The sequence below is a fragment of the Corynebacterium sp. MSK073 genome (assembly GCF_030232085.1).
Classification (GTDB): Bacteria; Actinomycetota; Actinomycetes; order Mycobacteriales; family Mycobacteriaceae; genus Corynebacterium.
In genome coordinates this window covers 84,295-109,775 of sequence record NZ_JASPIY010000007.1, presented here as the reverse complement: position 1 = coordinate 109,775, position 25,481 = coordinate 84,295, and the positions used below count along the sequence as shown (strand labels likewise).

General features: G+C 60.2%; 22 protein-coding genes. 10 read left to right on the top strand and 12 right to left on the bottom strand.

The window, feature by feature from the left end:
* Positions 1-2 precede the first annotated feature (2 nt).
* Positions 3-1,565, bottom strand: coding sequence for an aspartate-alanine antiporter-like transporter (locus QP970_RS06465; RefSeq protein WP_284869789.1), 1,563 nt, complete (start codon positions 1,563-1,565; stop codon positions 3-5).
* A 153-nt stretch (positions 1,566-1,718) separates the two neighbouring features.
* On the bottom strand, positions 1,719-2,588 hold the full coding sequence (locus QP970_RS06460) for a patatin-like phospholipase family protein (RefSeq protein ID WP_239269155.1): 870 nt from the start codon (positions 2,586-2,588) through the stop codon (positions 1,719-1,721).
* Between the two features lie 74 nt (positions 2,589-2,662).
* On the opposite strand from QP970_RS06460, the gene QP970_RS06455 reads away from it, so the two are divergent.
* Together QP970_RS06455 and QP970_RS06450 are read left to right on the top strand one after the other, a co-directional pair.
* Positions 2,663-3,067 carry a hypothetical protein gene (locus QP970_RS06455; RefSeq protein ID WP_239269156.1) on the top strand — a complete coding sequence of 135 codons (405 nt, stop codon included), beginning with the start codon at positions 2,663-2,665 and terminating at the stop codon, positions 3,065-3,067.
* Entirely contained in the window at positions 3,067-3,606 is a 540-nt protein-coding gene (locus QP970_RS06450; protein ID WP_239269157.1) for a gamma carbonic anhydrase family protein, read from the top strand. Before QP970_RS06455 ends, QP970_RS06450 begins: the two co-directional genes overlap by 1 nt.
* A gap of 7 nt (positions 3,607-3,613) precedes the next feature.
* Here the strand turns inward: QP970_RS06450 and QP970_RS06445 are convergent, their stop codons facing one another.
* Entirely contained in the window at positions 3,614-4,267 is a 654-nt protein-coding gene (locus QP970_RS06445) for a hypothetical protein (RefSeq protein ID WP_239269158.1), read from the bottom strand.
* A 184-nt stretch (positions 4,268-4,451) separates the two neighbouring features.
* Here QP970_RS06445 and QP970_RS06440 point away from each other — a divergent pair, with 184 nt between their 5' ends.
* Genes QP970_RS06440 through QP970_RS06430 form a run of 3 tightly spaced genes read left to right on the top strand, consistent with a single transcriptional unit; the run spans position 4,452 to position 8,629 of the window.
* The gene (locus QP970_RS06440; RefSeq protein WP_239269159.1) at positions 4,452-6,830 is read left to right on the top strand and encodes an MMPL family transporter; all 2,379 of its coding nucleotides are present in this window, start codon (positions 4,452-4,454) and stop codon (positions 6,828-6,830) included.
* Complete coding sequence (locus QP970_RS06435; protein ID WP_239269160.1) at positions 6,823-7,422, top strand: TetR/AcrR family transcriptional regulator; 600 nt, start codon at positions 6,823-6,825, stop codon at positions 7,420-7,422. Before QP970_RS06440 ends, QP970_RS06435 begins: the two co-directional genes overlap by 8 nt.
* Positions 7,423-7,447: 25 nt before the next feature.
* A complete protein-coding gene (locus QP970_RS06430; protein WP_239269161.1) occupies positions 7,448-8,629 on the top strand; it encodes a DUF6882 domain-containing protein in 1,182 nt (393 codons plus the stop codon).
* Here QP970_RS06430 and QP970_RS06425 read toward each other — a convergent pair.
* Positions 8,619-9,653 (bottom strand): 3-hydroxyisobutyryl-CoA hydrolase, encoded by a 1,035-nt coding sequence (locus tag QP970_RS06425; protein WP_239269162.1) that lies wholly within the window; start codon positions 9,651-9,653, stop codon positions 8,619-8,621. The two genes, QP970_RS06430 and QP970_RS06425, sit on opposite strands and share 11 nt — an antisense overlap.
* 68 nt (positions 9,654-9,721) lie before the next feature.
* Here QP970_RS06425 and QP970_RS06420 point away from each other — a divergent pair, with 68 nt between their 5' ends.
* Together QP970_RS06420 and QP970_RS06415 are read left to right on the top strand one after the other, a co-directional pair.
* The gene (locus QP970_RS06420) at positions 9,722-10,519 is read left to right on the top strand and encodes an HAD family hydrolase (protein ID WP_239269163.1); all 798 of its coding nucleotides are present in this window, start codon (positions 9,722-9,724) and stop codon (positions 10,517-10,519) included.
* A 138-nt stretch (positions 10,520-10,657) separates the two neighbouring features.
* Entirely contained in the window at positions 10,658-13,837 is a 3,180-nt protein-coding gene (locus QP970_RS06415; RefSeq protein WP_284869788.1) for an acyltransferase family protein, read from the top strand.
* A 225-nt stretch (positions 13,838-14,062) separates the two neighbouring features.
* Here the strand turns inward: QP970_RS06415 and QP970_RS06410 are convergent, their stop codons facing one another.
* From QP970_RS06410 to QP970_RS06395, 4 genes are all read right to left on the bottom strand, one after another.
* A complete protein-coding gene (locus tag QP970_RS06410) occupies positions 14,063-14,386 on the bottom strand; it encodes a putative quinol monooxygenase (protein ID WP_239269165.1) in 324 nt (107 codons plus the stop codon).
* A 100-nt stretch (positions 14,387-14,486) separates the two neighbouring features.
* On the bottom strand, positions 14,487-15,065 hold the full coding sequence (locus QP970_RS06405) for a hypothetical protein (RefSeq protein WP_239269166.1): 579 nt from the start codon (positions 15,063-15,065) through the stop codon (positions 14,487-14,489).
* Positions 15,066-15,203: 138 nt separating this feature from the next.
* Entirely contained in the window at positions 15,204-16,937 is a 1,734-nt protein-coding gene (locus QP970_RS06400; protein ID WP_239269167.1) for an alpha/beta-hydrolase family protein, read from the bottom strand.
* A complete protein-coding gene (locus QP970_RS06395; protein ID WP_284869787.1) occupies positions 16,904-18,712 on the bottom strand; it encodes an ABC-F family ATP-binding cassette domain-containing protein in 1,809 nt (602 codons plus the stop codon). The genes QP970_RS06400 and QP970_RS06395 overlap by 34 nt, the downstream gene beginning before the upstream one ends.
* Before the next feature lie 91 nt (positions 18,713-18,803).
* Between QP970_RS06395 and QP970_RS06390 the strand changes: the two genes are divergently transcribed.
* Positions 18,804-20,135 (top strand): hypothetical protein, encoded by a 1,332-nt coding sequence (locus QP970_RS06390; protein WP_239269169.1) that lies wholly within the window; start codon positions 18,804-18,806, stop codon positions 20,133-20,135.
* 51 nt (positions 20,136-20,186) lie between these two features.
* Here the strand turns inward: QP970_RS06390 and QP970_RS06385 are convergent, their stop codons facing one another.
* The 4 genes from QP970_RS06385 to QP970_RS06370 form a co-directional block, all read right to left on the bottom strand.
* Positions 20,187-21,167: a 4-(cytidine 5'-diphospho)-2-C-methyl-D-erythritol kinase gene (locus tag QP970_RS06385; protein ID WP_239269170.1), complete on the bottom strand. Its 981-nt coding sequence runs from the start codon at positions 21,165-21,167 to the stop codon at positions 20,187-20,189.
* Entirely contained in the window at positions 21,167-22,027 is an 861-nt protein-coding gene (rsmA, locus tag QP970_RS06380) for a 16S rRNA (adenine(1518)-N(6)/adenine(1519)-N(6))-dimethyltransferase RsmA (RefSeq protein WP_284869786.1), read from the bottom strand. The genes QP970_RS06385 and rsmA overlap by 1 nt, the downstream gene beginning before the upstream one ends.
* A gap of 87 nt (positions 22,028-22,114) precedes the next feature.
* Positions 22,115-23,290, bottom strand: coding sequence for a resuscitation-promoting factor (locus QP970_RS06375; RefSeq protein WP_284771804.1), 1,176 nt, complete (start codon positions 23,288-23,290; stop codon positions 22,115-22,117).
* A gap of 269 nt (positions 23,291-23,559) precedes the next feature.
* Positions 23,560-24,399: a TatD family hydrolase gene (locus QP970_RS06370; RefSeq protein ID WP_239269173.1), complete on the bottom strand. Its 840-nt coding sequence runs from the start codon at positions 24,397-24,399 to the stop codon at positions 23,560-23,562.
* Positions 24,400-24,424: 25 nt separating this feature from the next.
* Here QP970_RS06370 and QP970_RS06365 point away from each other — a divergent pair, with 25 nt between their 5' ends.
* Both QP970_RS06365 and QP970_RS06360 read left to right on the top strand, forming a co-directional pair.
* Positions 24,425-24,919 carry a GNAT family N-acetyltransferase gene (locus QP970_RS06365; protein ID WP_239269174.1) on the top strand — a complete coding sequence of 165 codons (495 nt, stop codon included), beginning with the start codon at positions 24,425-24,427 and terminating at the stop codon, positions 24,917-24,919.
* A 10-nt stretch (positions 24,920-24,929) separates the two neighbouring features.
* Positions 24,930-25,430 (top strand): GNAT family N-acetyltransferase, encoded by a 501-nt coding sequence (locus tag QP970_RS06360; RefSeq protein ID WP_239269175.1) that lies wholly within the window; start codon positions 24,930-24,932, stop codon positions 25,428-25,430.
* The last annotated feature ends 51 nt before the right edge of the window (positions 25,431-25,481 follow it).

The following is a 25,481-nucleotide window of genomic DNA, read 5'->3' as shown; positions in this document are numbered from 1 at the left end:
CGTCAGAGCAGCATGACGGGGATGACCAGGATCTTCATGAACTGCGCCACCACAATGGTGGAGGCATAGCCGGTAAGGATGCGGGAATCCGAGCTGGCGCCCGTGGCGTAATTGACCACCGCAGGCTGGCCAAAAAGCCCGGAAATGCCGCCTGAGGTGCGGGTTTCGGATTGCCCCATAAAGCGGCTGGCCACCGCGAAAATCCCGATGATGATAACGGCGATGATCGCGGCCAGCACCATGGACTTTAGTCCCATCCAGGAAAAGGCGGTGGAGACAAAGGCCTCTCCGGAGGACAGGCCCACCGAGGCCAAGAAGATGGCAAGGCCCCACTGCTGGAATGCCGTATTGATCGGGGAGGGAATCTGCCACGGAATGCGGCTGGTGCGGTGCAGGGCGCCAAGGACTAGGCCGGTGATGAGTGGGCCCAGCGCGAAACCGAGCTCGAAGGACGCGCCACCGGGCAGCGGGACGACGATGAGCGAAATGAGGTAGCCAATGGTCAGCCCACCGCCGAGTGCTACCCAGTTAAGCTGCGAGTATGCGGTCACGGAATCGCCAAAGTAATCGCGGACATCGCCCAGGCGGTCATGCTTGACCACGATCTCTAGGTCATCGCCAGATTCCAAGTGAGTCTCGTTGGTGGCAAGGAATTCCTCATCGCCGCGGCGCACCCGCACGATACGCGCGCCGTAGCGCGAAAAGAGGTTGAGCTCCTTGAGCTTACGGCCCTCGATATCCCCGTTGGAGATGGCCACGGTCTCATTGACCAGGCGCTTATCCACAAACGGGGTTTGGGGCTGGCGCTTTCCCAGGGCATCGGTAAGCTCCTTGGCCTTTGCCTTGGTCACCAGTACGCGCAGGACATCACCGCGGTGCAGCTCCGGATTATCGCCTGGCACGTCGATATCGCGGCCGCGGCGGATGGTGGCAATGATGAAATGATCCGCGAATTTCTCGCGCAGCTCAGCATAGGAAATATCGCGGGTAACCTTAATCATCCGCGAGCGGAAAATCTTCTCCGCCGAGTGGTCTTGGTCGTTCTGTGCGGGCCAGCTATGCCGCAGGACGAATGCCACAAGGAGGATGGCCACGGCCACGCCGACCGGGTAAGCCAAGGAGTATCCCACGGCGGGCAGTTCCTCGCCGGATTGCTGCTGGGCCACGGCGAGCGATGCCGTGGACGTCGTCGCGCCAGAGAATACGCCGGTTACCGCCAGTGGCGATAGCCCCATGAGGCTGCCGATGCCCAGCGCTGCGGCCGCCGCGGCTATTACCGCCACCGTGGCGAGCAGCATGTGTTTTAGCTGGGTGGAAAAGCCCTTGAAGAAGGCCTCGCCGGCAGAGAGCCCCTGCATATAGATAAAGAGGCCCAAGCCCAGCTCCTGCAAGGAACTGAGGATATTGTCATCCAGATCAATAAAGGATCCGAAGGCTAAGCCGACAAAAAGGGTACCCGCCGCGCCGAAGCGCAGCGGGCCAAAGGGAATCATGCCAAGTAGCGTGCCGAGCACGATCATGAAGAAGATGCTCAGCCAAATATGGCCATCAAAAATCGCTAACACGCTGTGCAATCTTAGGAGCTTGGCGCGATTTAGCTAGCTGATAATGCTTGGCGCTTTGCACCGAATACCGCCATTAGTGCAGCGCACACGGTTATTATTCCTGATGCCGCCAAGAACCAGGAGGGCGATCTCACACCACCGTGCAGAGGTGAGCTAGTCCAGCAGGAATTCCTTCCACTTTGGCCACTCGGCATGGGTTTGTGCCTTGCCTGCCTGGTAATTCGCGCGCAGCTTATCCACGTTGCGTTCGGTGGAGGCCACCTGCATGTCTTCTGGGAAAAACAGCTGCGCCTTGCCCTGGCGCTCTAACTCGAGGAGCCGGTCCTTGGCCGCGTTATAGATGGGTGGGCGGCCAATGAGGGCATCGGCAATAGCGGGGTACTTGCGGAAGATGCGGCGGGTGATCGCCGGGCGCGCAACCTCAGGGCGGACATACCCGCGCGGCTTGGAGCCGATAAAGAGGAATTTCTCGTAGCCGGCTTCTTCCGCCTGCTCGATGGTAATGCCGCCGGATGAGCCCAGGGCACCGTCCACATAGGGTGAGCCACCGATGACGCGGATCGGCATAAGCAGCGGCAGCGTGGACGAGGCGCGCACCCGCACGTACAAGTCCTCTGGTTCCTTCACGTCCTCGCGGGTCCAATACACGGATTCGCCGGTATCGGCCCGCGCGGCGGCGAGCACCATATCCGCTGGGTGCTTGCGGTACGCGTCCCAGTCAAACGGCATATCTTTATCCGCGGAGCGCTCATAGATATATTCCGCGTTGAAATAGCCATTGCCGCGCACCAGCGAGCCCACGCCACCGAAGCTGGGGTTATTGACAAAATCCGTGAAGGATTCCTCCGCGCGCTTGGCATCGTGCGAGAGGTAATTGACCGTGTGGGAGGCGCCAGCTGAGACCCCGCCTACCCATCCAAAGGTGACGTTTTCCTGGATGAGTTTGACTATGCAGGCGGCGGTATAGGAATTGCGCATCCCGCCGCCTTCGATCACGAGGGCGGTGTTGCTGGCATCAATCATGGTCTCCCATAGTACGCGCGGCGATGTTACAGCGGTCAACCCGCTACCTGGCTGCGCGGCTAGACTTAAGGGCTATGGGATTATTGGATGCTCTTGCCAAGCTCACCGGGAATGGGGCGCCGCAGTTGGCGCGGCCCGATTCCGCGGCGACGACCGTGCAGGTGGACCGGCTGGATATTAGGACCGCCGGCCAGCTCATCATCATTATCACCGGCCGGCAGGGCGCGCGGGCCCTTGATGAGCTCGCCGCCTCGCGCGAGTCCGCGACCCTCATCTCCCCCACCACCACGGCGCATTTCCCCGCCGTGAAGACGGACGTGCTGCCGGTCAAAGACCCCAAGCACGGCTGGATCATCCCCATCACGCCAACGCTGGCGGGCGCGCTTTCCCAGGCCGAGCTTGCGGGTGCTCCGCTTGCCGATGCCCCAGCTTCCAGCGAGTACGAGCTATCCCCCAGCCTCGCGGTGGTGGTGGAATAATGCCCATCTATTCCTTTCAAGGCAAGCGCCCGCGCATCCACCGCAGCGCCTGGATCGCGCCGAATGCCACGATCATTGGTGACGTGGAAATCGGCCCGGATTCTTCCGTGTTTTATGGCTGCGTGCTGCGCGGTGATGTCGGCCCCATCCGTATTGGCAGCCGGTGCAATATTCAGGACAATAGCGTTGTCCACGTGGAGCGGGCGGCGCCGTGCGTCCTTGAAGACGATGTCACGGTAGGCCACATGGCCATGCTCCACGGCACCCATGTGGGCGCTGGCAGCCTGGTGGGCATGTCCGCTACCCTACTGTCTCACTCCACCATCGGGCCCGGTTCGCTCATCGCCGCCGGCGCGGTGGTGCGCGAGGGCGCGGATATCCCGGCGCGTTCCTTGGCCGCCGGCGTCCCGGCTACCGTGCGCCGCGCGCTTTCCGCCGAGCAATCCGCGGCGTTTATCCCGCACGCCGCGCGCTACGTGGACATAGCTAAGCAGCAATCCGGCACCGAACTGACGCTGGATGATGTTTACTTTGACTAGCGCATCCTTATAGGTTCACGACACCCATGATGATGAGGAAGGCGGCGACGACATAGCCGCTGATGAGCGCGACCCGCGTGCTGTTTTCGCGCGCCGCCGCAAAGACTCGGCCCGCAGCTGAGTCTGGGTGGGCGCGCACCACGGCAATAAAGAGTCCGCACACCACCGGCAGGGAAAGAGCCAGGGTGGCGTACCACAGCAGGCCGCCGTATTGGGCGGCGAGCGACAGATCCTCGGTGGCCAAGAACATAAGGCCGAAATAAAACGGCACGGAGGTCAGCGATTGGACCACGCCCATCACAAAGCCGATGAGCACGGTGACGAAAGAGGGCGTGCGCAGCGGCTGCAGCATGCGCCCGATCAAGGCATTGGGTTTTCCTTGGGAATGCCAGGCGGCGAAGGCCAGGGCGATACCGACGATGATGAGGATGCCGCCGGCAATCGGTGACTCCAAGATGGCCGCGATCTGCTCGCGCACGCCCAACAGGACGAACATGACCACGGCAGCGGCGGTAAGAACTCCCAACCAATCGCCCAGGATGACCAGGCCTGCGATCCAGCGGTACTTCCCGCGCGGGAGCATGATGCCGATGGCCACAAGGATGCCAATGAGCAAGGCATTGACCGAATCCAAGAGGGCGAAACTTACCGCGTGAATCATGCGCGATAGTCTACCTATCCTTCCCGCCACCCTGTGCTCTCTGGCCGCGCGTGGGTTATAGGTCACACTAAAGAGCTACTATGCCCATCTGCACCTTATTTTGCGCCATATGTGCAGGATTGCATAGACTATGCACGATTTTAGAAGCAGCGCCCACCTCTCTCACTCGTAAAGGAGATCGCCCATGTCCAGATTCCTCTACCGGCTGGGAAGCTGGTCCTACCGCACGGTATGGCCCTTCCTCGCCTTCTGGCTCATCGTCCTGGTGGCAATGGTCGTCCTCACCGCCGGCTTTGCCAAGACCCCGAACCCCAACTTCGCCATGCCGGAGATGGACTCCACCACCACTCAAGAAGAGATGATGGAGCACTTCGATCAAGACACCGATGCCATGAGTGCCCCGGAGGGCACCGTGGTCATCCAGGCCCCTGAGGGCAAGGAGCTGAGCGATGATGCCGTTGCCGGGGACATCGACAAGCTGCTCCAGGACCTCAAGGACACCGGTGCGCTGAAGAACGAGGATGAGCTGGTCAGCCCGGTCCTCACCGCCGCCGGCATGGAAAAGCAGATGGGCGAGCAGATGCGGGCCCAGGGCATGCCCGAAGAGCAGGTTGCGAAGAACCTGCAGCAGCTGTCCCCGCTGAGCGAGGATAAGACCACCGGCACCGTCACCATCGCCTTCGATGCCAAGGACGTCATGGACATCAATGATGAAGATATGGCTGCGGTCACGGATGTCCTGCACCAGCACGACGGCGAAGGCCTTTCCGTTAAGTACCAGGGCAATGCCTTCGCGATGGCCGATGCCGGCATGAATGGCAGCGCCGAACTCATCGGCATGGTGGTTGCCGCCATCGTGCTGCTGGTGACCTTCGGCTCCTTCGTAGCTGCCGGCATGCCGCTAATTTCCGCCGTCATCGGCGTGGGCATTGGCATCCTCGGCGTGCAGCTGGCCACCATCTTTACCGATACCGTCTCCGATATGACCCCGACGCTGGCCTCCATGATCGGCCTGGCCGTGGGCATCGACTATGCCCTATTCATTGTCAACCGCTTCCGCAATGAACTCATCACCTCCTCCGGCCTGAATAACCTGACGCCCAAGGAACTGGCCAAGGAGCTGAAGAAGATGGAGAAGGGCACCCGCGCCCACGCCATGGGCATGGCGCTGGGCACCGCCGGCGGCTCCGTCGTCTTTGCCGGTACCACCGTGGTCATCGCGCTGGCAGCCCTGACCATTATCGGCATCCCATTCCTGTCCACCATGGCTATCGCCGCCGCGGGCACCGTGGTCATCGCCGTGCTAGTGGCCAATACCTTTATCCCCGCGGTGCTGGGCCTGCTGGGCACCAAGATCTTCGCCGGGCGCGTGCCCGGCCCCAAGGTTCCAGATCCCGAGGACGAGAAGCCAACCATGGGCCTGCGCTGGGTCCGCCGCGTGCGCGCCCACCCGTGGCTACACCTTGGCGTGGGCGTTATCGTGCTTGCCATCCTCGCCATTCCCTTTGCGAATATGCGCCTGGCCATGCCCACCGATGGCTCCGCCAAACCTGGCACCCCGCAGCGCGAGGCCTACGAGATGTCCGCAGAGGCCTTTGGCCCCGGCCGCAATGCCCCAATGATCGCCTTTGTGAACGTGGAGGGCGTCTCCGAGCAAGACCGCATGCCGGCCTTCCAAGATCTGCTCCACAAGTTCAACGACACCGAAGGCGTGGACAACGCCCAAATCGTCCAAACCACGGATAACGGTGATGCCGCCCAGATCATGATTACGCCGACGACAGGTGCAACCGATGAGGAAACCACCGAGACCTTGGAGCGCCTGCGCGAGTACCAGGGCGAGTTTTCTAAGGACGGCGGCTCCTACGGCATTACCGGCATCACCCCGATCTTCGACGATATTTCTGAGCGCCTCAATAGCGTTCTTGTTCCCTATGTGGCCATCGTCTTAGGCCTTGCCTTCATCGTGTTGATGCTGGTCTTCCGCTCCATCTGGGTTCCGCTCATTGCCGCCGCGGGCTACGGGCTGTCAGTGGCCGCCACCTTCGGAATCACCGTTGGAATCTGGCAAGAGGGCATGTTCGGCCTCGTCAACGATCCGCAGCCGCTGCTGTCCTTCCTGCCCATCATGCTCATCGGCCTGACCTTTGGCCTGGCCATGGACTACCAGGTCTTCTTGGTCACCCGCATGCGCGAGGGTTACGTCAGCGGCAAGACCGCCGCCAACGCGACCTCGAATGGCTTTAAGCACGGCGCGCGCGTGGTCACGGCAGCAGCGCTCATCATGATTTCGGTCTTTGCGGCGTTTATCCTGATGGACGAGCCATTCATTAAGACCATGGGCTTTGCCCTGGCTATGGGCGTGCTTATCGATGCCTTCGTTATCCGCATGATGGTCATCCCCGCCACCATGTTCCTCCTAGGAGACAAGGCGTGGTGGTTCCCCAAGTGGTTGAATAAGATCGTGCCTAATATGGATATCGAGGGCGAGGCCCTGCACAAGGAACGCGAGGCGCTCCTGCACTTCCAGCACGACAAGGTAGGAAAGGTTCATCGTGACTAGTTTGCGCGAATCCAAGAAGCGAGCAACGCGCCAGGCCATGTCCGATGCCGCGGCCCGCCTCGCCTTGGACGGCGGCGCTGAGGCAGTCACGGTCTCCAATATCACCAGCGCCGTCGGGGTCTCCCCGCGCACGTTCCACAATTATTTTTCCTCGGTGGCCGATTCCCTCTTGCACTACACCGCGGATGTCCTCGAGGCATTCGCGGCGGATATTCCCACCGCCTTTCCCGGCGAGCCCATCTCTTCGGTCTTGGAATTAACGCTCATTGATGCCCTCGACAACGAATACATGGAGCTGCGCTCGCTGCACAGTCTGTTCAAAATCGGTGAGGCGATGGAAAACCTCAGCCACACCGCTGAGGAAAAGAAGAAATTCGATAGCGTCACTCACAGGATCATCGCTGCTTTTCAAGAGCGCTACCCCGAATATTCGACCTTCGAGCTCACCGTCATCTTGAACGCGTGCGGCAGCACCGGCAATGCCTGCCAGCAAGAGCTGAAAAGGCGCTGCGAAGGTGGCAAGCCCCCTAACAAGCAGGAACGCGATGAGTTGGTGCACCACGCCTTTGCCACCCTGCGCGGCCTTGCCTGAGGTTTCAGTATCCTCGTAAGCAATTATGGATACTTCGAATTCGCTTGCCCAGGCCACCCGCGATGCCTGCTTTATTCAGGCGGGCCTTGATGCCGCCTTCCGGGCCCGCCTGGGCGATACCACCGATGTGGAATTTAATTTCCTCACCCCCTCGACGGATGCCGAGGGCCGCCTTAACCACAATCAGCCTGTGGAGATCCGCTGCAGCTCATCCTCCGGCGTCAAAGACTTCCAGGGCACGCGCATCGCCGTCATCGATCGCGCCGGCTCGCCCACCTGGCGGTGGGCGATGCAGGCGGAAACCGATCTGCCGCAGGGCGGGGATGACCCGGCTAAGTTTATCCCCCTCGCCCGCCTCCTGGCAGGCAATGCCCCGGTGCTGCGGGCGCGGCAAGGCGATCATGAGGCGATCATCGCCGTGGATTTCCATCCGCGGCTCGACTTTCCCACCAGCATTGCCGCGGGGCTTCGCCGCAGCTCGCCAGATACTGATGAGCGGCGCGCGGTGCACGAACTCGCCCACCACTTGGGCATTACGGTCGCGGAATCTGCCGCGGATGCTGCTACGGAGACCGCCGAGCATTTCTCCGAGGGAACGACGCTGCATTTTTCTAGCGCACTGGGCGCACCCCAAATCACGGCCATCGAGCCGGGCATGAAGGCTACTCGCATCATCGAGGATGCCTTTTATTACGGCATGGAGCACCAGCTGTACTTCCAGGGCAATTTCCCCGAGGCCACGGTGCACCTCGATCTGGACGGTGCCACGGCGAAGATCCGCCACTCTGGCGGGAAAGACGAGGCCACGGCGGTGCTCATCGCCACCATTTCGGAGGATCAATTCCTGTGGTCCTGGGCCGATCCCGCGGTCAAGGACACCGCGGCCGCGCACTCGGCAGCCAACCTGTACCGCTTCGGCATCGATCACCGGGTACCGGCGTTGATCCGGCCCGCGCTGCCGCTGGACTACGCGCGCGCCCGGCAGGTACCGCAGCTAGCCCTGCCCATCCTGGGCATGTGGACGCTGGTGGGCACCACGCTTGCCGATGGCCGCGTCGGCCTCGCCCTCCTCGATTCCGAGGCGCTGCATCTGCCGCAGCCCACGTCAGCGGCCACGGAAGCAACGCTCGCGGCGACCCCGCCCCGAGAGATCAACGAGGCGCAGGCCCGATCGGCCTACGCCTCCTTCCGTGGGATTAACCTTTAGCTAATACGTCGCGGATAGCGTCTACATCCACCTCCGCGACGCTTGCGGGGTTAAATGCCGCGTCATTGGATTTATCCACCAATACCGCGCGCACGCCATCGGAAAAGTCATCGCGGCGATACATATAAGCGCCGAGTTTCTTTTCCAGCTCGAGGGCATCGCGAATGCTCGAGCACTGCGCCTCTGCCCGGTAGAGCTCCAGCGCGGCCACGATGGAGGTTGGGCAGGCCTGCGCGATGAGCTTTTCTACCAGCTCCTTTAGTTCCGGGTATTCCTTAGCGGCCGCGGTGATGTCCTGCCAGGAATCGTGGCGGAAGCTAGCCTCGATTCCCTCGATGAGCTCTGCAAGTGGGGCCTCGTCTTCCGGCTGCACGGAGTGCTGTTCCAGCGCGGCATCAATGCCTTTGTCAATGACGTCGTTAGCAAACGCATCGCCGTCTTTGACGTAGTCAGTGGCCAGCCCGCTCCATACGAGGTCTGCGGCGTACATGCGGTAGCCGGTAATGCCCCAGAACTTCGCGAGTTCTGGCGAGGCCTTGCCGCGCGTACCCACGGCATTTTGGGAGGCATAGGCCATACCCACATCCGTGACGTAGCCAATATTCATCTCGGGCATGGAGGCGAAGGTCTTGTCCGTGACCACGCAGTGCGAGCCGTGCGCGGATACGCCAAGCCCGCCGCCCATAGCGATGCCATCGACCAGCGCGATGACCGGCTTGGGGTATTCCGCAATATCCCCGTTGAGGGTGTATTCCGAGGCAAAGAAGTCATCCACCTCGTCGTAGTTGCCGTCGACGATGCCATCGCGGGCCAAGCGGACATCGCCGCCCGCGCAATAGGCCTTGGGGTTGGTAGAGGTCAAAAGGACCTGCTCTACCTCGTCATCGGCACGCCACTTATCCAAGGCAGCGGCGATGAGATCGATCATTTCTGGGCTCAGGGAGTTGAGAGCCTTTGGGCGGTTGAGCTCAATGACTCCGGTATGGTTGCGGATTGAGGACACGATAGGTGCATCATTAGTCATATCCTCTATTGTGACACACAACTCATATACCTAGCTACCGTTTGCGACTTCACAGATAGGTCTTAATTTTGCTTCCACAGCTTATCGCCCTAGACATGGACGGCACCCTGCTCGATGGAAACGGCGACTTGCCGCCAGGATTCACGGCGACCAGCCAGCGCGCAACCGAGCTTGGCGTCACCCTCGTTCCGGCATCTGGGCGCCAGATCGCCACCCTGCAACAGATGTTTCCCCATGAAGAGACCTTTATTGCAGAAAATGGCTCCGTGGTCGTGCACAATAACGAGCTGCTGAGCACAACTCCCCTGCCGTCATCGGCCGTCCGCGCTGCGGTGGCAGCGCTCGACGCGGTAACCCAACCCCACACCGTGGTGCTGTGCACGCCGGCTACGGCGTTTGTGGAAAGGGGCATCGACGGCCAAGCCTCCGCCGAGATCTCCAAATACTATAAATCCATCAGCTGGGTGGATGACCTGCACGATCTGCTCGATGAGGAGATCATCAAAATCGCGGCCTTCTGCGCCGATGGTAGCGAGAAACACCTCCACGATCCGCTGCGCGAGGCTGTGCCCGAACATAATATTGCGGTATCTGGGGCGGTGTGGCTCGATGTGATGGCGGCCGGGGTCAATAAGGGCGTGGCGCTAGAAACCATGGCGTCGCTGCTAGGTATCCCCCAATCTCGCACCGCAGCGTTTGGAGACTTCCTCAACGATTTCGAACTACTCCAGGCCGCTGGAACCGCCATTGCCATGGACAATGCGCACCCTAAACTCAAGGCCATCGCAGATACCATCGCCCCACCCAATACCGAGTATGGGGTGCTGACAGTGCTTAATCAGCTTTTTGCCAGCAAACAGGATTAGACTCTTTTCTTTCAGCATCTATCCGTAAGATATTGCCAATTTCCCGCGCCACGCCGTGCTCTCTACTTTGAGTAATGGCGCTGCTCGCGGTCTAAAATTGGCCGATTAGTACATTTTCGTAGTGCAATGGGAGTTCATGTGAATCGTTTTCTGCGCTCGCTGCTGGGGAAGAAAGATTCCGAGCGTAATGAGGCCACGCCGCCCACGACGCGGCAATCAGATGGGCCTACAGGTGATTCCTCCACTGGGGCTTCCACGCCTGAATCCGGTATCCCTACGGGGCCGGATCCACATGCCCGCAATAATCACGAGGGGCGCACGGAACACCAGCCGCCCACCTCGAACGCACAGGACGGCACTAAATCCTCGCAGACACAGCCCACGGATCCTACCCGTGGGTTCGCTCGCCAATCCCGCCAGGTGGGTAACCCCACGCCTCAAGACAAAAAGCCTTCCCGAAACCAGGGCGCACAGACCCCCAAATCCGCTGCGGCCAAAGGCTCTGCCCAAGACAAGCAGAATAATTCTGCCCAGAAGAAGACCGGAGCAAAGCCACACCAGCAGGTAAAGCCGGCCACGCCCAAGAATCCACAGAAACCGCAGCAATCAGCCGCCGAAACGAAGGAATTTCCCGCCAGCCCCGCCGGTACTTCCCGCGCGTCCGGGACCTCTGGCGCCTCTCGAACGTCCACTCCCGCCGGTTCCAAGAATTCTTCCCGCTCCAATAACTCCGCTGGCACTCCTCGGCCTTCCGACGCCAACCGGTCCACCGGCTCTGCGAAATCCTCCGACTCCACCCGGACTTCTGGCGCTACTCGGTCCACCGAAACCGATCGGCCCACCGGCACCGGCTCCGCGAAGCCTTCCGACAATACTAAGAACTCCGCGCAGGGAACCGCGGAATTTCCTGCCCAGCAGTCGTGGCCTGCCCAAAGGCCAGAGCAGCGCAAGCCCGAACAACACAAGCCTGAGCAAAGCAAAGCCCAGCCGCGCAAGCCGGAGCAGTGTAAGCCAGAGCAACGAACATCTGGGCAGCAACAACCTGTTCAGCGTGAGCAGGAGCAGCGTCAGCAGGAACAGCGCCAACCGGAGCAGCAGGCATCCGGAGCCGGGCGTCAGAAAGCAGAGCAGCGCAAGCCTGCGCAAAAGTCTGCCTCTGCGCAAGAACAAAAATCAGGGATTCCTGCTGGGCAAAAGGCCGCCGCTATGGGGGCTTCTCAGCCCCAGCGCATTCCTGCCGAAGAGAACGCGCGAGAACAACAGCCTGCAGCCGATCACTTTGCAGAGAAGTCATCTTCGCAGGGCAAGCAGGGCGCCAATAAATCGAAATATGCCTTGCAGAATCAACAAAACGACTCTGAAGTACTCGCAATACCGCCAGAGGATAAAAACGTGCGCAAGAAGCGGCACGCGCGGCTACGCCAAGTCAAGGGCCTTGATGGCCTGCGCGGCCTAGCCGTTGTCGCTGTGGTCTTATACCACTTTTTCGGTGACGCCCTACCCGGCGGCTACTTGGGCGTGGACATGTTCTTTGTCCTCTCTGGCTTCCTTATTACATCGCTCCTCGTGCGCGAATACCGCACATCCGGGACGATTAGCCTGAAGGACTTTTGGGTCCGACGCTTTAGGCGCATCCTGCCGGCTGCCGTCACCGTGCTCGTTTTCTGTACGGCAATCGTTGCGTGGGTTGGCGGAGATTTGGCCGTCGGCCTGCGTCAGCAATTCTTCGGCACCCTGTTCTTTGTCAATAACTGGACGCAGATTGCCACCTCGCAATCCTATTTTGCTGATAACGAGATCCAGGTATTCGCCCACTACTGGTCACTCGCCGTAGAAGAGCAGTTCTACCTCATTTGGCCGCTGCTCATGCTGGGTATTTTCCGCATCTCATCGCGCCAGCCGCGCCGCCTTCCAGTCGTGGTCTCCAGCGTGCTGGGGCTTGCCTCTTTCGCGGCCATGTGGTTTATCTTCACCCCAGGCGAAGACCCCACCCGCGTGTACTACGGCACGGATACCCACGCATTCGGCCTGTTGACCGGTGCAGTCCTCTCCTTGTTAATGACCTCTACGAAGTCCGATCCCAACGCGGATTCCTGGGCCACCACCGGCAAGGTAGAAACCCGCGCCGCCGGCATCATTGGCTTCTTGGCGCTTATCGGCTACGTTGCGCAGCTATTCCTCATGCCTGACGACGCCGAATTTACCTACCGCGGCGGCCTTTTCCTTACCAGCATCCTTGGTGCCCTCATGGTGTGGGGCGTCATCCACGAGTATGGCCCGATGACGCCGCTGTTTAGGACCAAGGTCATGCGATGGTTCGGTCAGCGTTCCTTCTCGCTGTACCTCTGGCACTGGCCGGTCATCATGATCTTGGAGGCGCTATTCCACGGCAATCAGAACTCTGAGGACTCCTGGATTCTAGGCTTGATCGCCATCCCCATCTCCCTGATCCTCTCAGAGATCTCTTATCAATTCATCGAGAACCCTTTCCGCCGCGGCGGATACAAGAAGACGTGGAAGAGCTACTGGGCCTCGCGCCCGAGCTTCAGCGAACTCAAGGATGGCTTTGGCAAGGCCATGTGGCCAGTGGTCCCATTCTTGGTTGTCGCCTCTCTGGTTGGTGTTGTCTACGGCGTGGTCAATTCCAGCGACAAGACCGAGTTGGAGCAGCAACTCAACCAGCTCCAGCAGCAAAACGAAAGCAATAACCCACCTCCACCGGAGGTATCCGCTCCGTCGACAGCATCGACTGAAGACGATAAAGACGGGGCGAAGGAAAAGGATGACGCCAAGACCCGCCCCATCCCGAAGGGAACGGACATTACCGCGATCGGTGATTCGGTGATGCTGGCGGCTAGTGATGCCCTCAGCCAACGGTTCCCTGGCATTTATATCGATGCCCAGGAATCCCGCCACTACACGGTGGGTATCCAAATCCTTCAGCAAATGAAGGATGCCGGTACGTTGCGCGATACCGTATTCTTGGGATTCGGTACCAACGGCGCCGCCCAGCCAAATCAAATCAGCCAGGCCATGGACATCATCGGCAAAGACCATACCGTGGTAATGGTGGTTCCCTACGGTGACCGCGAGTGGATGGCGCAGTCCCAGCAGGACGTCATCGACGCCGCCAAGGAATACGACAATGCCTATATCGCTGACTGGTGTGGCTACGCCGAAAATAATCCGGACATGCTCTACTCCGATGGCGTCCACCCGCTTCCCGAAGGCGCCACCGGCTATTCCGACGCCTTCTACGACGCTCTGAAGCAATATTCCAAATACGACAAAAGCGTGTCCTCACAATGCCAGGCTTAACAGAGAGCGCGGCGGTAGGCAGTTAGCGCATGTGCGCCGGCTTCCTACCCTGGCCCCTTCCTCGCCCGCCCTTCGCGCTCGCGGGGTGGTTCGATCTCACCGGGCGGGTTCCCCGCCCGTGACCGTGAAGAGCGGGGTTAAAAGTTCTGACTCGTAGGTGAACGCATAAATGAAGACCGCACCCATAGTTCACATGAGTGCGGTCTTTAGTATTAGGCAGCGAGATTAATCGACGGCGAACTCGCCCATCTTGTCCCAACCGGTGCGTCCATCGATGTGGACGTTGATGATGTCTGGGGTCTCTACGAGGTACTTGGGGAATTCGTCGCAGGCGCGCTTGAAGTGCTCGCCCTGAACGTGCTCTACGTCCTTACCATCAGCGTAGGACTCGAGCAGCAGGAAGCGCTGAGAATCTTCCGGATCGCGGTACCACTTGAAGTCGATGCAGCCAGACTCGGCGTTGCAAGCCTCGGTGTACCAGTTGATCTCATCAAGGAAGGTATCGGCGTATTCAGGCTTTACGCGGAACTGTACGTTAATCAAAATCATGCCCCCGATTCTACCAATGATGTGTCCACTACGTCATGGCTGCTCTGCCATGCGCGCGGACCTCGGAAGAATCGGGGGCAGGTTCCGCGGAAGCTAAGAACTAGTTGAGGAAGTACTCCGCGATGTAGATGAACTCGCCATCAAAGGCGGTAGCGACGCCATAACCGTACTCGGGTCCGGGGGTTACTTCGAGGCCTCGGTTGAACCAGTTGAGGCGCTCTTGGGCTTGCTCTTCGGACAGACGGTAGACGTTGCCCTGCCCTTCTTCAGTGTGGGTCACGCCGCTTGCCACATCGCCGTAGTACTTTAGCTCACCATTTGCACCCTGGTTTGCCCATTCCTGCGCGATAGCGCTTGCGGTCTCATCCGGGTGGTGGCCAGCCTGGGCTAGGTGATCAGCGGTGGCTACCTGCAAGTCAGCGGCAACCTGCGGGGCTTCGAAGGCCTCAGGCTCCGGTGCGGCTTCAGCCGTAGGCGCTTCTTCCGCTGCTACTTCTGGTTCAGCTTCGGGTGCGGCCTTTAGAAAGCTGGGCAAAGTAACGTTGTACTTTTCAGCAAGGGTAGACACCTGCTGAACCTGCGGGACCGCGTTAAGCTCCGCAGAAGCCACTGCCGTGGTGCCAGACAGGGCGAGTACGGTGGTCAGGACTGCTGCGGTGGCGCTTCGAATCGGCTTCATAATTTTCAGCCTGTCATAACTTTTCAGAGGGCGAAAGCATATCGCCGGTTCCACCGCACTTCGATATGGCTTTGTTATAGAAACGGCGCTCGGTGAGTTCTCGGCTACCTCGCGGTAGTGAAGAAGCCTCCAGGAGGCCTAATAAATACCTACATCGAGTTCATCGAATTGCCGCTGCAGCTCCTCCGAATCAATGGAGCGGGCAACATCGGGCCCGGCGATGGCCGCAAAGCCATCGAGGACAGAGTTCCCGTAATTATGGCCCACACCATCGGGAACATCCTTGGCTCCGGGTAGATCCGCGGCAACTTGCAGGTAGGTAATAATAGGCATCCACTGCATCACGCGTTCACGGGAATAGGGGGTATCTTCTTTCATCCAATCCGGCTCTTTGAAAGCCAATTCGGGCGACCACCAGCTCACTGGATCGGAAGGATGCTGAATATACAGCATGCGGGTCCTGCCCCACTCCTCTTCCGGAACGCGTCCCCAGCGGCGGACTTGGTCCACCTCGTTGGCAAAGCGAACCACGAGGCCACCGGCGTAGACCGGCGAGATTTCCGTGGACCCGGGATCGCGGCGCTCCACAAACTGCGAGCGCAACTGGTTAAAGTGCGGCGGGCCAGTCAATAAGATGCCATCGACGGAATTGGCAATATCGCGCACGCCGGAAAAGGCTGCCTCGATGCCGGTTGTGCCTAAGGACTCGCCGTAGAGGTAGAGCTTGGGTCGGTCATCTTCTGGCAGTGAATTCCACCAGTCCACGATGGGGTTGATGAACTCTTCCCCGGCGCGCTCTACTTGGCCGCCGCCGCCAAGGAAGTGGAATACAGACGGCATGGCGGAATACTGTGCTGCGGCAATGGCGGTATCCCCTCCATAGAGTAGTTCGAAGGCTTGCGCGGAATAGGACGATACCCAGCCGGTGCCGGTAGGCATGGTCAACAGGAGGGCCTTGCGGTCTTGGGCGTGGGTGCGCTCGAGTTCATCGATAAGCAGCTGCGCCCGCCCTTCATTAGAGTCGCGGTTACCCAGGCCGGCGTAGGCACGGATGGGTTCTTTGGCAGGTTTCCCGGTCACCTGTTCTAGCTCGGCCTTATGCGCGCCGGAGCTGAGAAACCGGGAGCCTTGCAGGCCGACGCCGTTCCAGTCGACATCGGAAGTAGGCGATCCGGAGCGCTCACTCAGGGTGGGGCGCTGAGTGTCCGGATCGGGGTCGGCGTTCTGGGCGGTAAATACCCTATCGCCCAAGCCCACGATGGCACCGGGAATGATGTTTTCAACGGTGTAGATAGCGATAACCGCAATGATAAGTACTGCCCCGAGGCGGCGGTACGTGGAGCGGAACCGCTGCGGGAAGCGCCGCGCTAACCAGCGCACCAGAAAGATAATGGAGCGCAGGATGAGCAGGAAGACGGTAAATACCGCCAGCGCCAGGGGCACCACCAGCAGGTAGCTAGACATGGACGGCGCGGGCACGGAATATACGCTCGCGAGCTCGTGCTGCCAGCGCACGGCGATAATGACGAAACCGACCAGCCAGGCTATGAACGCACCTGTGGCGATGCGCGCGAGCAACCGGTAGTGCTTTGGCTCCCATGCGGAGGCGGCAAGCCAGGGATACTTATCCGCCCATTTGCTCACGACGAAGCGGTACCACACCAGCTTCACGCCGATGCCCACCACGTAGCCGAACCCGGCGGCAAGGCCCGAAATCAGGCCTTGATAGGGCCAATCGCGGGGCAAAATGGACGGAGTAAGGCCCAGCGTAGACAGAATGGCGGCGCCGATAATGCCCCACGGATCGAGGTGGCGGACAATATCGGCGATGCGAGCTTCTACTGCTCGAGCTTCTCCCCTAACTCCAGCCATTCCATCTCCAAATCCTCATAGGTGCTGCGATTGTCCTTTAATTCCGTATCGAGGCGAGTCATCGCTTCGGTATCGACTTCTTCTGCCGCCGCGGCCAATTTCTCATTGATCTGCGCGGCGGATTTTTCCAGCTTCTGCATCTTCCGCTCAAGCGCGTTCATCTTCTTGGTGATTTCGCGCTCTTGCTGGGAAGAAAGCTTCTTTTCCGGCTTCGGCGCCGGCGCGCCCGTCTTCTTTTCTCCCAGGTTTATAACCCCTGTGTTCTTGCCGACCTCAATTTCTTCGCGCTTGCGCAGATACTCGTCGATGCCACCGGGAAGGTTCGTCAGGTTGCCATCCCCAAACAGCGCATACGTATTATCCGCAATGCGCTCGATCAGGTAGCGATCGTGCGAAATGACCACCAGGGTACCCGGCCACGAATCGAGCAGGGATTCCAGTTCCTGGAGCGTATCGATGTCCAGGTCGTTGGTGGGCTCATCGAGGAGTAAAACATTGGGTTCTGCCATGAGCACGCGGGTGAGCTGGAGGCGGCGGCGCTCGCCACCGGAAAGATCACCGACCGGGGTGCGCTGGCGCTTGGCGGAAAAGCCGAGGCGCTCGGCCAGCTGAGAGGCGCTGAGCTCCTTTTTGCCTAGCTGCACGTAGGTGGCAACATCCTCGACGGCATCGAGAAGCCGGCGCTGCGGATCCAAGTCATCGAGTTCCTGGCGCAGCCAGCCCAAGCGCACGGTTTGGCCCTCGATGCGCTTTCCGGCCGCAAGCTCGTATTCGCCAGCCAGTGTGCGCAGCAGCGTGGTCTTTCCGGAGCCATTAACACCCACGAGGCCGATGCGCTCGCCTGGGGCCAGGCGCCAGGTGAGGTGATCGACCAAGGTGCGGCCATCCGGGGACTTCACCGTGGCATCTTCTAGCTCGATGACCACCCGGCCCTGACGCTGCTTGGAAAAGGACATGAGCTCGACTTTGTTGCGCGGCTCGGGGACATCAGAAATAAGCGCTTCCGCAGCCTCAATCCGGTAGCGCGGTTTTGAGGTACGCGCCGGTGCCCCGCGGCGCAACCACGCCAATTCCTTGCGGGCTAAGTTTTTGCGGCGCTGTTCCATCGCATCGGCCTGGCGGGCGCGCTCGGCGCGGGCAAACGTCCAGTCGTTGTATCCGCCCTCATATGCATCGACCGTGCCGTCGTGCACCTCCCACGTCCAGGTGGCGATGGTATCGAGGAACCAGCGATCGTGGGTGACCACGATGACGGCGAGGTTGCGCTTGAGCAGGTGATCCGCCAGCCACTGGACGCCTTCCACGTCAAGGTGGTTCGTGGGCTCATCGAGCACCACCAGATCTAAATCCTGCACCAACGCGGCCGCGAGGTTCACGCGGCGGCGCTCGCCACCGGACAGGGAGCTCACGGGAGTATCCAGCCCTAGGTCCACGATGCCGAGGCCACCGAGCACATCGCGCACCTTGGCATTGGAGGCCCATTCGTAGGTCTCGAGCTCGAGGGGCTCAATGATCGCCTGAGCGATGGTGAGCTCTTCGGGCAGATCAAAGCGCTGCGTCACCACGGCCATGCGCAGATCCGAGGTGTGGGAAACGCGGCCGGAATCCGGCGGCTCGATGCCGGTGAGCACTTCCAGCAGGGTGGTCTTACCGCCGCCGTTAACGCCCACGATGCCGATGCGATCCCCGGTTTGCACGCCGAGGGATACCCCATCAAGGAGGCTTTTTAAGCCATAAGACTTGGTGACTTGCTCGAGGTTAATCAGGTTTGCCATAACAGGGACTCATCTTAATACCTCCCTACCGCCACCCCCGCATTCCCAAACATGTTGCTACCGAATTTCACTTGCAATACTCTGCGTGTGTATGAAGAAGCACACACTTACCCTCTGCACTATCCTCTCTGCCTCAGCGCTCACCATCGCTTCCTGCTCGGCGCCGGAAGAAGACACCGACGCCCAAAACACCAGCGAATCCACCACCGCGGAAAGCCACGAACATGACCATGACCACGATCATGACCATGACCACGATCACGAGGGCCACTCCCACGACGGCATGGAGGCAGAAGAAGGACAGACCGAGGTAGCCCAGCTTCCCACGCGCATCGTCTTCTCCCACGCTGATGGTCTGACCACCTACGATGCCAAATCTGGAGACGTCCTCGATGAAGAAGAGATGAATGCCTTCCTTCGCCTCAATGACGCCGGCAACGACCGCCACGTCATGGTAACCAAGGGCGATAACTTCCTCACCTACGACACCGGCCTCATCACCAAGGCCCACGGTGACCACAACCACTACTACACCGCGGATCCGAAGCTGGGCGATGACAAGATTAAGGCGCCCCACGCTGGCCACGTAGTCCACCACGATGGTTTTACCGCCCTATTTTCTGATGGCGATGGCGTAGCCAAGATTTATAAGACCGAGGACATCGGCTCCAAGGACGCCAAGCCCGTCAACACCGTCAAGACGGGCGAGGCGCACCACGGCGTGGCCGTCCCGCTTGAGGATGGCTCCGTGGTCATCACCAAGGGTACCGAGGACGAGCGCCACACCATCCAGCACCTGGACAAGGACGGCAAGGTCTTGGATGAGACCACCAAGTGCCCCGGCGTCCACGGCGAAGCAGCCGCTGGAAATGGAAAGCTCTTCTTTGGCTGCGAAGACGGCCCCGTAGTCTTTGACGGCTCCAAGTTCCACAAGGTGGACGTCTCCGATTACGCCGGTGCCGATGGCTACCAGCGCTCCGGAAACGCCGCGGGTTCTGAGGAATCGAACGTCATCCTGGCCGATAATAAGACCGACAAGGACGCCGAGTCCGAGCACCCCACCTCCGTGACCCTGATCAATACCGAGGACTACTCCGCCAAGAAGGTGGACTTGAACGGTTCCTACTGGTTCCGCTCGCTGGCGCGCGGCCCAATGGGCGAGGCCCTGGTGCTGACCACCGATGGCAAGCTCAATGTCATCGACCCAGACTCCGGCGAAATCACCAAGCAGATCGACGCGATTTCCAAGTGGAAGGAAAACGAGGAATGGCAGCAGCCGGGCCCGATCCTGAAGGCCGCCAATGGATATGCCTACATCACGGATGCGCAGAAGAAGGAGCTCGTCGTCATCGACCTCTTGCGCGGTAAGGAAACCGACCGCTACGAGCTGGACTTTGAGCCCACCGAAATGGCCGTGCTCTAAAAATCCAGCACTCTAGTGCTCGTGCTTGGCGATGCCCCTACTCGCCCTAAGCTAGAGCACTTCCGCACCCGCAGCCGGGCCCTGGGCTACAACGCCCTTGGTGCCCGGTATTTCTATGCTGACCTGCGCTGCGACTTCCTCCGCATCTTCCTTCGAAGCACATAAGAAGGCGCAGGTGGGCCCGCTGCCGGAGACGATGCCATTGAGCGCACCCGCATCCATGCCTGCCTCCAAGGTCTTGCGGAGATCTGGGCGCAGGGATAGCGCGGCGGGCTGCAGGTCGTTGTGCAGGTGCGCCGCCACGCGGTGGGCATCGCCGGAGATAAGCGCCTGGGAAATCTCCGTCGTATCAAGCGCCGGCGCGGTTACCCGCCCTGCATCACGCAATTCATCGAGTTTGCTGAACACACTTGGTGTTGAGAGCCCACGGTCAGAAGCGATCAGCGCCCAGTGATAGGTGCCCCTGGTCATCATGGAGGTCAACTGCTCCCCGCGCCCAGTACCAAGCGCTGTGCCGCCCAGCAAGGTAAACGGCACATCGGAGCCGAGGGCGGCGCCCAAGGCATTCAGAATGTGATCTCCTACCGAATCAATCCCGTAATAACGGCCGTAGCAGCGCTCCGCAAGGCGCAGCGCCGCCGCGGCATCCGCGGAACCGCCGGCCATGCCGCCGGCGGTGGGAATCGCCTTGTGAATCTCAAGGCCCACCTCTGGAATCTTGATGCCGCCGCGGGTGACATACAGGTGCTGCATGATGCGGTCTACCGCAGCCCAAGCCAGGTTCGTATCGTCCTCGGGCACGCCCGCCGCGTGCGGACCGGATACCTTGAGGTACTGCACGCGGGGCTTATCCACTTCGGCATTGCCTAAATCAGTCAGCGTTACCGTATCGTGCAGGCTCAAAGACTGAAAGACCGTGACCAGCTCGTGAAAGCCATCCTCCCGCGGTTCCGCCACGCCAAGGTGCACATTGACCTTGGCATGCGCATGCGCGGTATAGGTAATCGGCTCGTTTCCGTGTGGTGCGCTCACTATAGTCCTGCCAATCGTACAAAGTCTGCAACAGCGAGCTTTTCCCCGCGCTGCTTCGGATCGATTCCGGCCGCGCGCAAGGCCTCCTCGGCGGCCGCGCCGGAGCCATAGTGGCCCGATAGCGCGGCGCGGAGGGTCTTGCGGCGTTGGGCAAAGGCGGCATCGACAAGCGGCCAGACCGCAGCGCGCGCGGCATCGTCAACCGGCCAAGGCGGGGTATCGAAGACATCGATGCGCACCAAGCCGGAGGCGATATTGGGCGCGGGCCAAAAGACATTCTTACCAATGGTCCCCGCTTGGCTCACCGCGCCATAAAAGCCGGCCTTCACAGAAGGCACGCCGTAGATCTTGCTGCCGGGCTCCGCAGCGAGGCGCTGCGCCACCTCCAGCTGCACCATGACGAGCACGCGGCGAATGGAGGGAAAGGTTTCCAAAAAGTGCAGGAGCACCGGCACCGCCACGTTATAGGGCAGGTTGGCCACCAGCGCCGTAGGTGCCGCGACATCTTCGCTGGTCACGCGCAGCGCGTCCTTTTCCACCACGCGCAGGCGCTTAGCGTAGTCCGCCGCTCGCTCGCCCACCGTTTCCGGCAGCTGCGCCGCCAGGCGCGGATCAATCTCCACCGCGGTGAGATCCTCAACGGTCTCCACCAACCCGAGGGTCAGCGACCCCAACCCAGGGCCGACCTCCACGACGCGGTCTATGGGTTCCAGGTCCGCCGCCGCGATGATGCGGCGGATGGTATTGGGGTCGTGGAGAAAATTCTGCCCCAACTTCTTGGTGGGCGTGATATCCAGTTTCTCCGCTAAAGCTCGGATTTCTACTGGGCCTAAAAGCGCGGCGCCCGGGGAATCAGTCATGTTTTCTAACCTAGTAGAAGAATGCAGAAAATCGCACCCCGCGCCGTAATGACGCGGGGTGCAGAGTGCGCGGTGCTGTGCGTGCTTTTAGCGCAGCCCCAACTTAGAGGTACATGCAGGCCATGCGCCCCAGCCCTGGGAAGCCTGTACCTTCTGTGCCACGGCGATCTGCTGCTCGCGGGTGGCCTGCCATGCCTCGGGCGCGTATTCGGTGCCCCCAAAGCCAGCCCACGTGGAAGGCGTGAATTGCAGGCCGCCGGAGAAACCATTTCCGGTATTGATGGACCAGTTACCGGTGGACTCGCACTGCGCGATGGAATCCCATACGGAGCCATCGGCCACGGCGGGGGCTGACGCACCCGAGTTACCGCCTTGCGGCTCCGGCTCCGCCTGCTTGGTGCCGCGGGCGATGGTCGCAGGCTTTGGCCCTACAACGACCTCGTCCTTGATGACCTCTTCGGATTCCTTCTTGCCATTCTTCAGGGTTACCTTGCGGGTGATCTCGCGCTTGCCCTTTTCGCCCTGTTCGCGCACCTCTTCGGCGCCGGCTTCCAGTTCGGGGTCATCCACGAAATGCGGCTCGGCGTCGAATTCCTCAGTGACATCCTCGGTCTGAATGTCGATGCGTTCTACCTTGATAGACATGCCCTCGGTGACCTTTTCTTCCTTGGCTGGGAAGACGCGGTCATCCTCATCGAGCTTAATACCGCGCTCCTTGAGGACATCGCCCACGGTCTTGGCGGCAATCTTGGTGTAGGTATTCTTGCCACCATCGTTGATCTTGATGATCTTGGGGGAAACGACCTCTAGATCCATGCCGTCTTTGAGCTGCGCATCTTTATCCACGTCATCCTCGCCAGACTTCACGGCGGCTCCCGGGTTTACTCCCTGCAGGTTATTGAGCAAATCAGACACGGTGAGATCGGTGGTAGAAAGCTGCTGCTGTTCACCATCGATGGACACGGCGACCGGCTTGGCGGTGCGCACGGAGATTTCATCACCATCGGCCACGGACTCAGATGGTGCGGGCGAGACGATATCTTCTTCGCCCACCTGGACGCCGGCGGCCTGCAGGGCGCCGTCCACGTCCTCGGCAAAGGTGGCCAGCTCTACCTTGTCGCCGTTGACTTCTACGACCAAGTCTTTCTGCGCGGCAATCGCCACGACACCGCCGACGGCGAGGGTGCTCAAGACGCCACCCGTTGCCAGGCGCAGGGGCAGGGAACGTGAATTATTGATGCGCTTAATGTGGTGAGGTGCCATGTGTAGTTAATCTCCGGTGGTGCTGTCTATCCAGTATCACAATTGTTGCCGCTGGCTAAGGAAAACCAGCGGCGATGCCGCGCTGCTCCACTGTGAACCGGCGCGGCGGGAAGGTAGAGGCGTAAAGCCTCAACGAACAATCAATAACAATACGATAACGAGTAGGGAAAGTCGAGAAGCGGTGCGCCACAGTTATAACGGGCGAAAACAGTTGTCACATCCAGCACCCATACCACCAGCGACCAGCGGATTTAATTTTGTGACAATCCTCACTGTCCTGTCATGCTAATTCCATACACACGGTCAAAAGTCTCATTGACCTCCGCCGCCAATGCCTGAGTGGTTTGGTGGCGGGCCCGTGCAATGCAGTCATAGGTGTGCCCGATGAGGGACGGCTCATTGCGCTGCCCGCGGAACGGCTCTGGAGTCATAAACGGCGCATCGGTTTCCACCAGCAATTGCCCCGCCGGGGCCAGCGCGGCCGCCTGGCGTAGTTCCGCATTCCGCTTGAAGGTGACGTTGCCAGCAAAGGACAAAACGTAGCCGCGCTCTAATGCTTCTTCCGCCACCCGCAACGGTGAGGAGAAGCAGTGGAGCATGACGGTCTCAGGCGTGGGGGCATCGGCAAGAATGCGCAGCAAGTCTTGATCCGCCTCGCGGTTATGGATCATGAGCGTCTTGCCGGTGCGCACCGCCAGATCGATATGCCAGCGTAGGGATTCTTCCTGCTGGACCAAGCTCGCGGTGGTCTCCGGTTCGTGGTGGACCCAATAGGCGTCCATGCCGGTCTCCCCCACCGCCACGCACCGCGGATCCGCCACCATCTCCTCCAACGCGGCTTTGGTGGGCGCGTCTAGTTCATTCGCCCGCACCGGGTGGATGGCGCAGGCGGCATACACGTTGGGAAAAGCATGCGCGGTCGCAAGGGCCGCCTCGGACTCGCGGCGGTCATCGCCAACCGTCACCAGGCGGGATACCCCAGCAGCGCGGGCGCGGTTGACCAGCACCTCATCGGTATCTTTATGCGAGAAAAGGTGGGTATGTGCATCGCTGAGGCCGCTGAGCCCTGGGGCCGGAATGGGAGTAGGACGTGGCTTCTTTTTAGACATACCCGCAATTGTAATATTGGCAGCTATGTTGATCAGACCAGCGGACCTGAGCGATGTCCCCGCCATGACCGATACCCTCAACTGGGCCATCGAGCACACCGATGTCATCTTTAACTCCACCCCAGTCACCGTGGCTGAACGCGAAGAACACCTGCGCCACATCCAGGAACTGGACTGTCCCTTCCTCGTTGCCGAAACCGACGAGGGCGAATACTTGGGCTGGGCGCTCTATCACCCCTACCACGATCCCCGCATCTGGCAGGGCTGCTATGAAACCACGATTTACCTTTCCCCCAATGCCCAGGGCCAAGGCGTGGGCACCGCCCTTATGCGCGAGCTGGTAGACCGCGCCCGGGCGGATGACAAGGTACATTCGCTGCTCGCCCTAATCGTGTCCACTAATACGGCATCATTAAAGTTGCATGAAAAGTTCGGGTTTGAAAACGTGGGAACTCTCAAAGAGGTAACCTACAAATTCGATCACTGGCTTAGCCTCACTCACTTAGAACTTCTGGTGTAAAGGACTTTTAATGCATATTCGCCCCGCTGAGCTTGCCGATGCCCTTTCCATTTCCGCCATCTACAACGCCGCCTCCGCCGCTAAACCGGCCAATAACCTCATTACCTGGCAAGAAGAGGTTGCAGACCGCGAGGATTGGCTGAAGGACATGTCCAAGGCGGGCTCGCCTGTGCTTGTCGCCGTAGACGATGATGAAATCATCGGCTGGGCCGCCTACTTTCAATTCGTCACGCCCGCCATCTACTACGGCACCGTCGAAGATTCCGTGTACATCTCCCCCTCAGCCCAGGGCAAGGGCGTGGGCTCTGAGCTTCTCGATGCCCTCATGGACATCGCCGCCGACGATCCCTATATCGAGACCATGATTACCTACATCGTCGATACCAATGCCGGTTCCATCGCGCTGCACAAGAAGTTTGGGTTTAAAGAAACCGGCCGCATGCCCAATATCCACACCAAGCACGGCGTACGCCTAGGCCTGGTTCACCTGCAGCGCGATTTCCAGCACTAGGCAGAACTTTTAGGCATAGCAAAAGCGCGGTGGCCTCCCCTTTTTCATAGG

Bases quoted from the DNA above. Each gene is read 5' to 3' on its own strand.
- QP970_RS06425 (WP_239269162.1), bottom strand. From the start codon at position 9,653: ATGACTAATGATGCACCTATCGTGTCCTCAATCCGCAACCATACCGGA.
- QP970_RS06440 (WP_239269159.1), top strand. From the start codon at position 4,452: ATGTCCAGATTCCTCTACCGGCTGGGAAGCTGGTCCTACCGCACGGTA.
- QP970_RS06390 (WP_239269169.1), top strand. From the start codon at position 18,804: ATGAAGAAGCACACACTTACCCTCTGCACTATCCTCTCTGCCTCAGCG.
- QP970_RS06375 (WP_284771804.1), bottom strand. From the start codon at position 23,290: ATGGCACCTCACCACATTAAGCGCATCAATAATTCACGTTCCCTGCCC.
- QP970_RS06365 (WP_239269174.1), top strand. From the start codon at position 24,425: ATGTTGATCAGACCAGCGGACCTGAGCGATGTCCCCGCCATGACCGAT.
- QP970_RS06410 (WP_239269165.1), bottom strand. From the start codon at position 14,386: ATGATTTTGATTAACGTACAGTTCCGCGTAAAGCCTGAATACGCCGAT.
- QP970_RS06450 (WP_239269157.1), top strand. From the start codon at position 3,067: ATGCCCATCTATTCCTTTCAAGGCAAGCGCCCGCGCATCCACCGCAGC.
- QP970_RS06460 (WP_239269155.1), bottom strand. From the start codon at position 2,588: ATGATTGATGCCAGCAACACCGCCCTCGTGATCGAAGGCGGCGGGATG.
- QP970_RS06430 (WP_239269161.1), top strand. From the start codon at position 7,448: ATGGATACTTCGAATTCGCTTGCCCAGGCCACCCGCGATGCCTGCTTT.
- rsmA (WP_284869786.1), bottom strand. From the start codon at position 22,027: ATGACTGATTCCCCGGGCGCCGCGCTTTTAGGCCCAGTAGAAATCCGA.
- QP970_RS06445 (WP_239269158.1), bottom strand. From the start codon at position 4,267: ATGATTCACGCGGTAAGTTTCGCCCTCTTGGATTCGGTCAATGCCTTG.
- QP970_RS06370 (WP_239269173.1), bottom strand. From the start codon at position 24,399: ATGTCTAAAAAGAAGCCACGTCCTACTCCCATTCCGGCCCCAGGGCTC.
- QP970_RS06405 (WP_239269166.1), bottom strand. From the start codon at position 15,065: ATGAAGCCGATTCGAAGCGCCACCGCAGCAGTCCTGACCACCGTACTC.
- QP970_RS06400 (WP_239269167.1), bottom strand. From the start codon at position 16,937: ATGGCTGGAGTTAGGGGAGAAGCTCGAGCAGTAGAAGCTCGCATCGCC.
- QP970_RS06360 (WP_239269175.1), top strand. From the start codon at position 24,930: ATGCATATTCGCCCCGCTGAGCTTGCCGATGCCCTTTCCATTTCCGCC.
- QP970_RS06395 (WP_284869787.1), bottom strand. From the start codon at position 18,712: ATGGCAAACCTGATTAACCTCGAGCAAGTCACCAAGTCTTATGGCTTA.
- QP970_RS06455 (WP_239269156.1), top strand. From the start codon at position 2,663: ATGGGATTATTGGATGCTCTTGCCAAGCTCACCGGGAATGGGGCGCCG.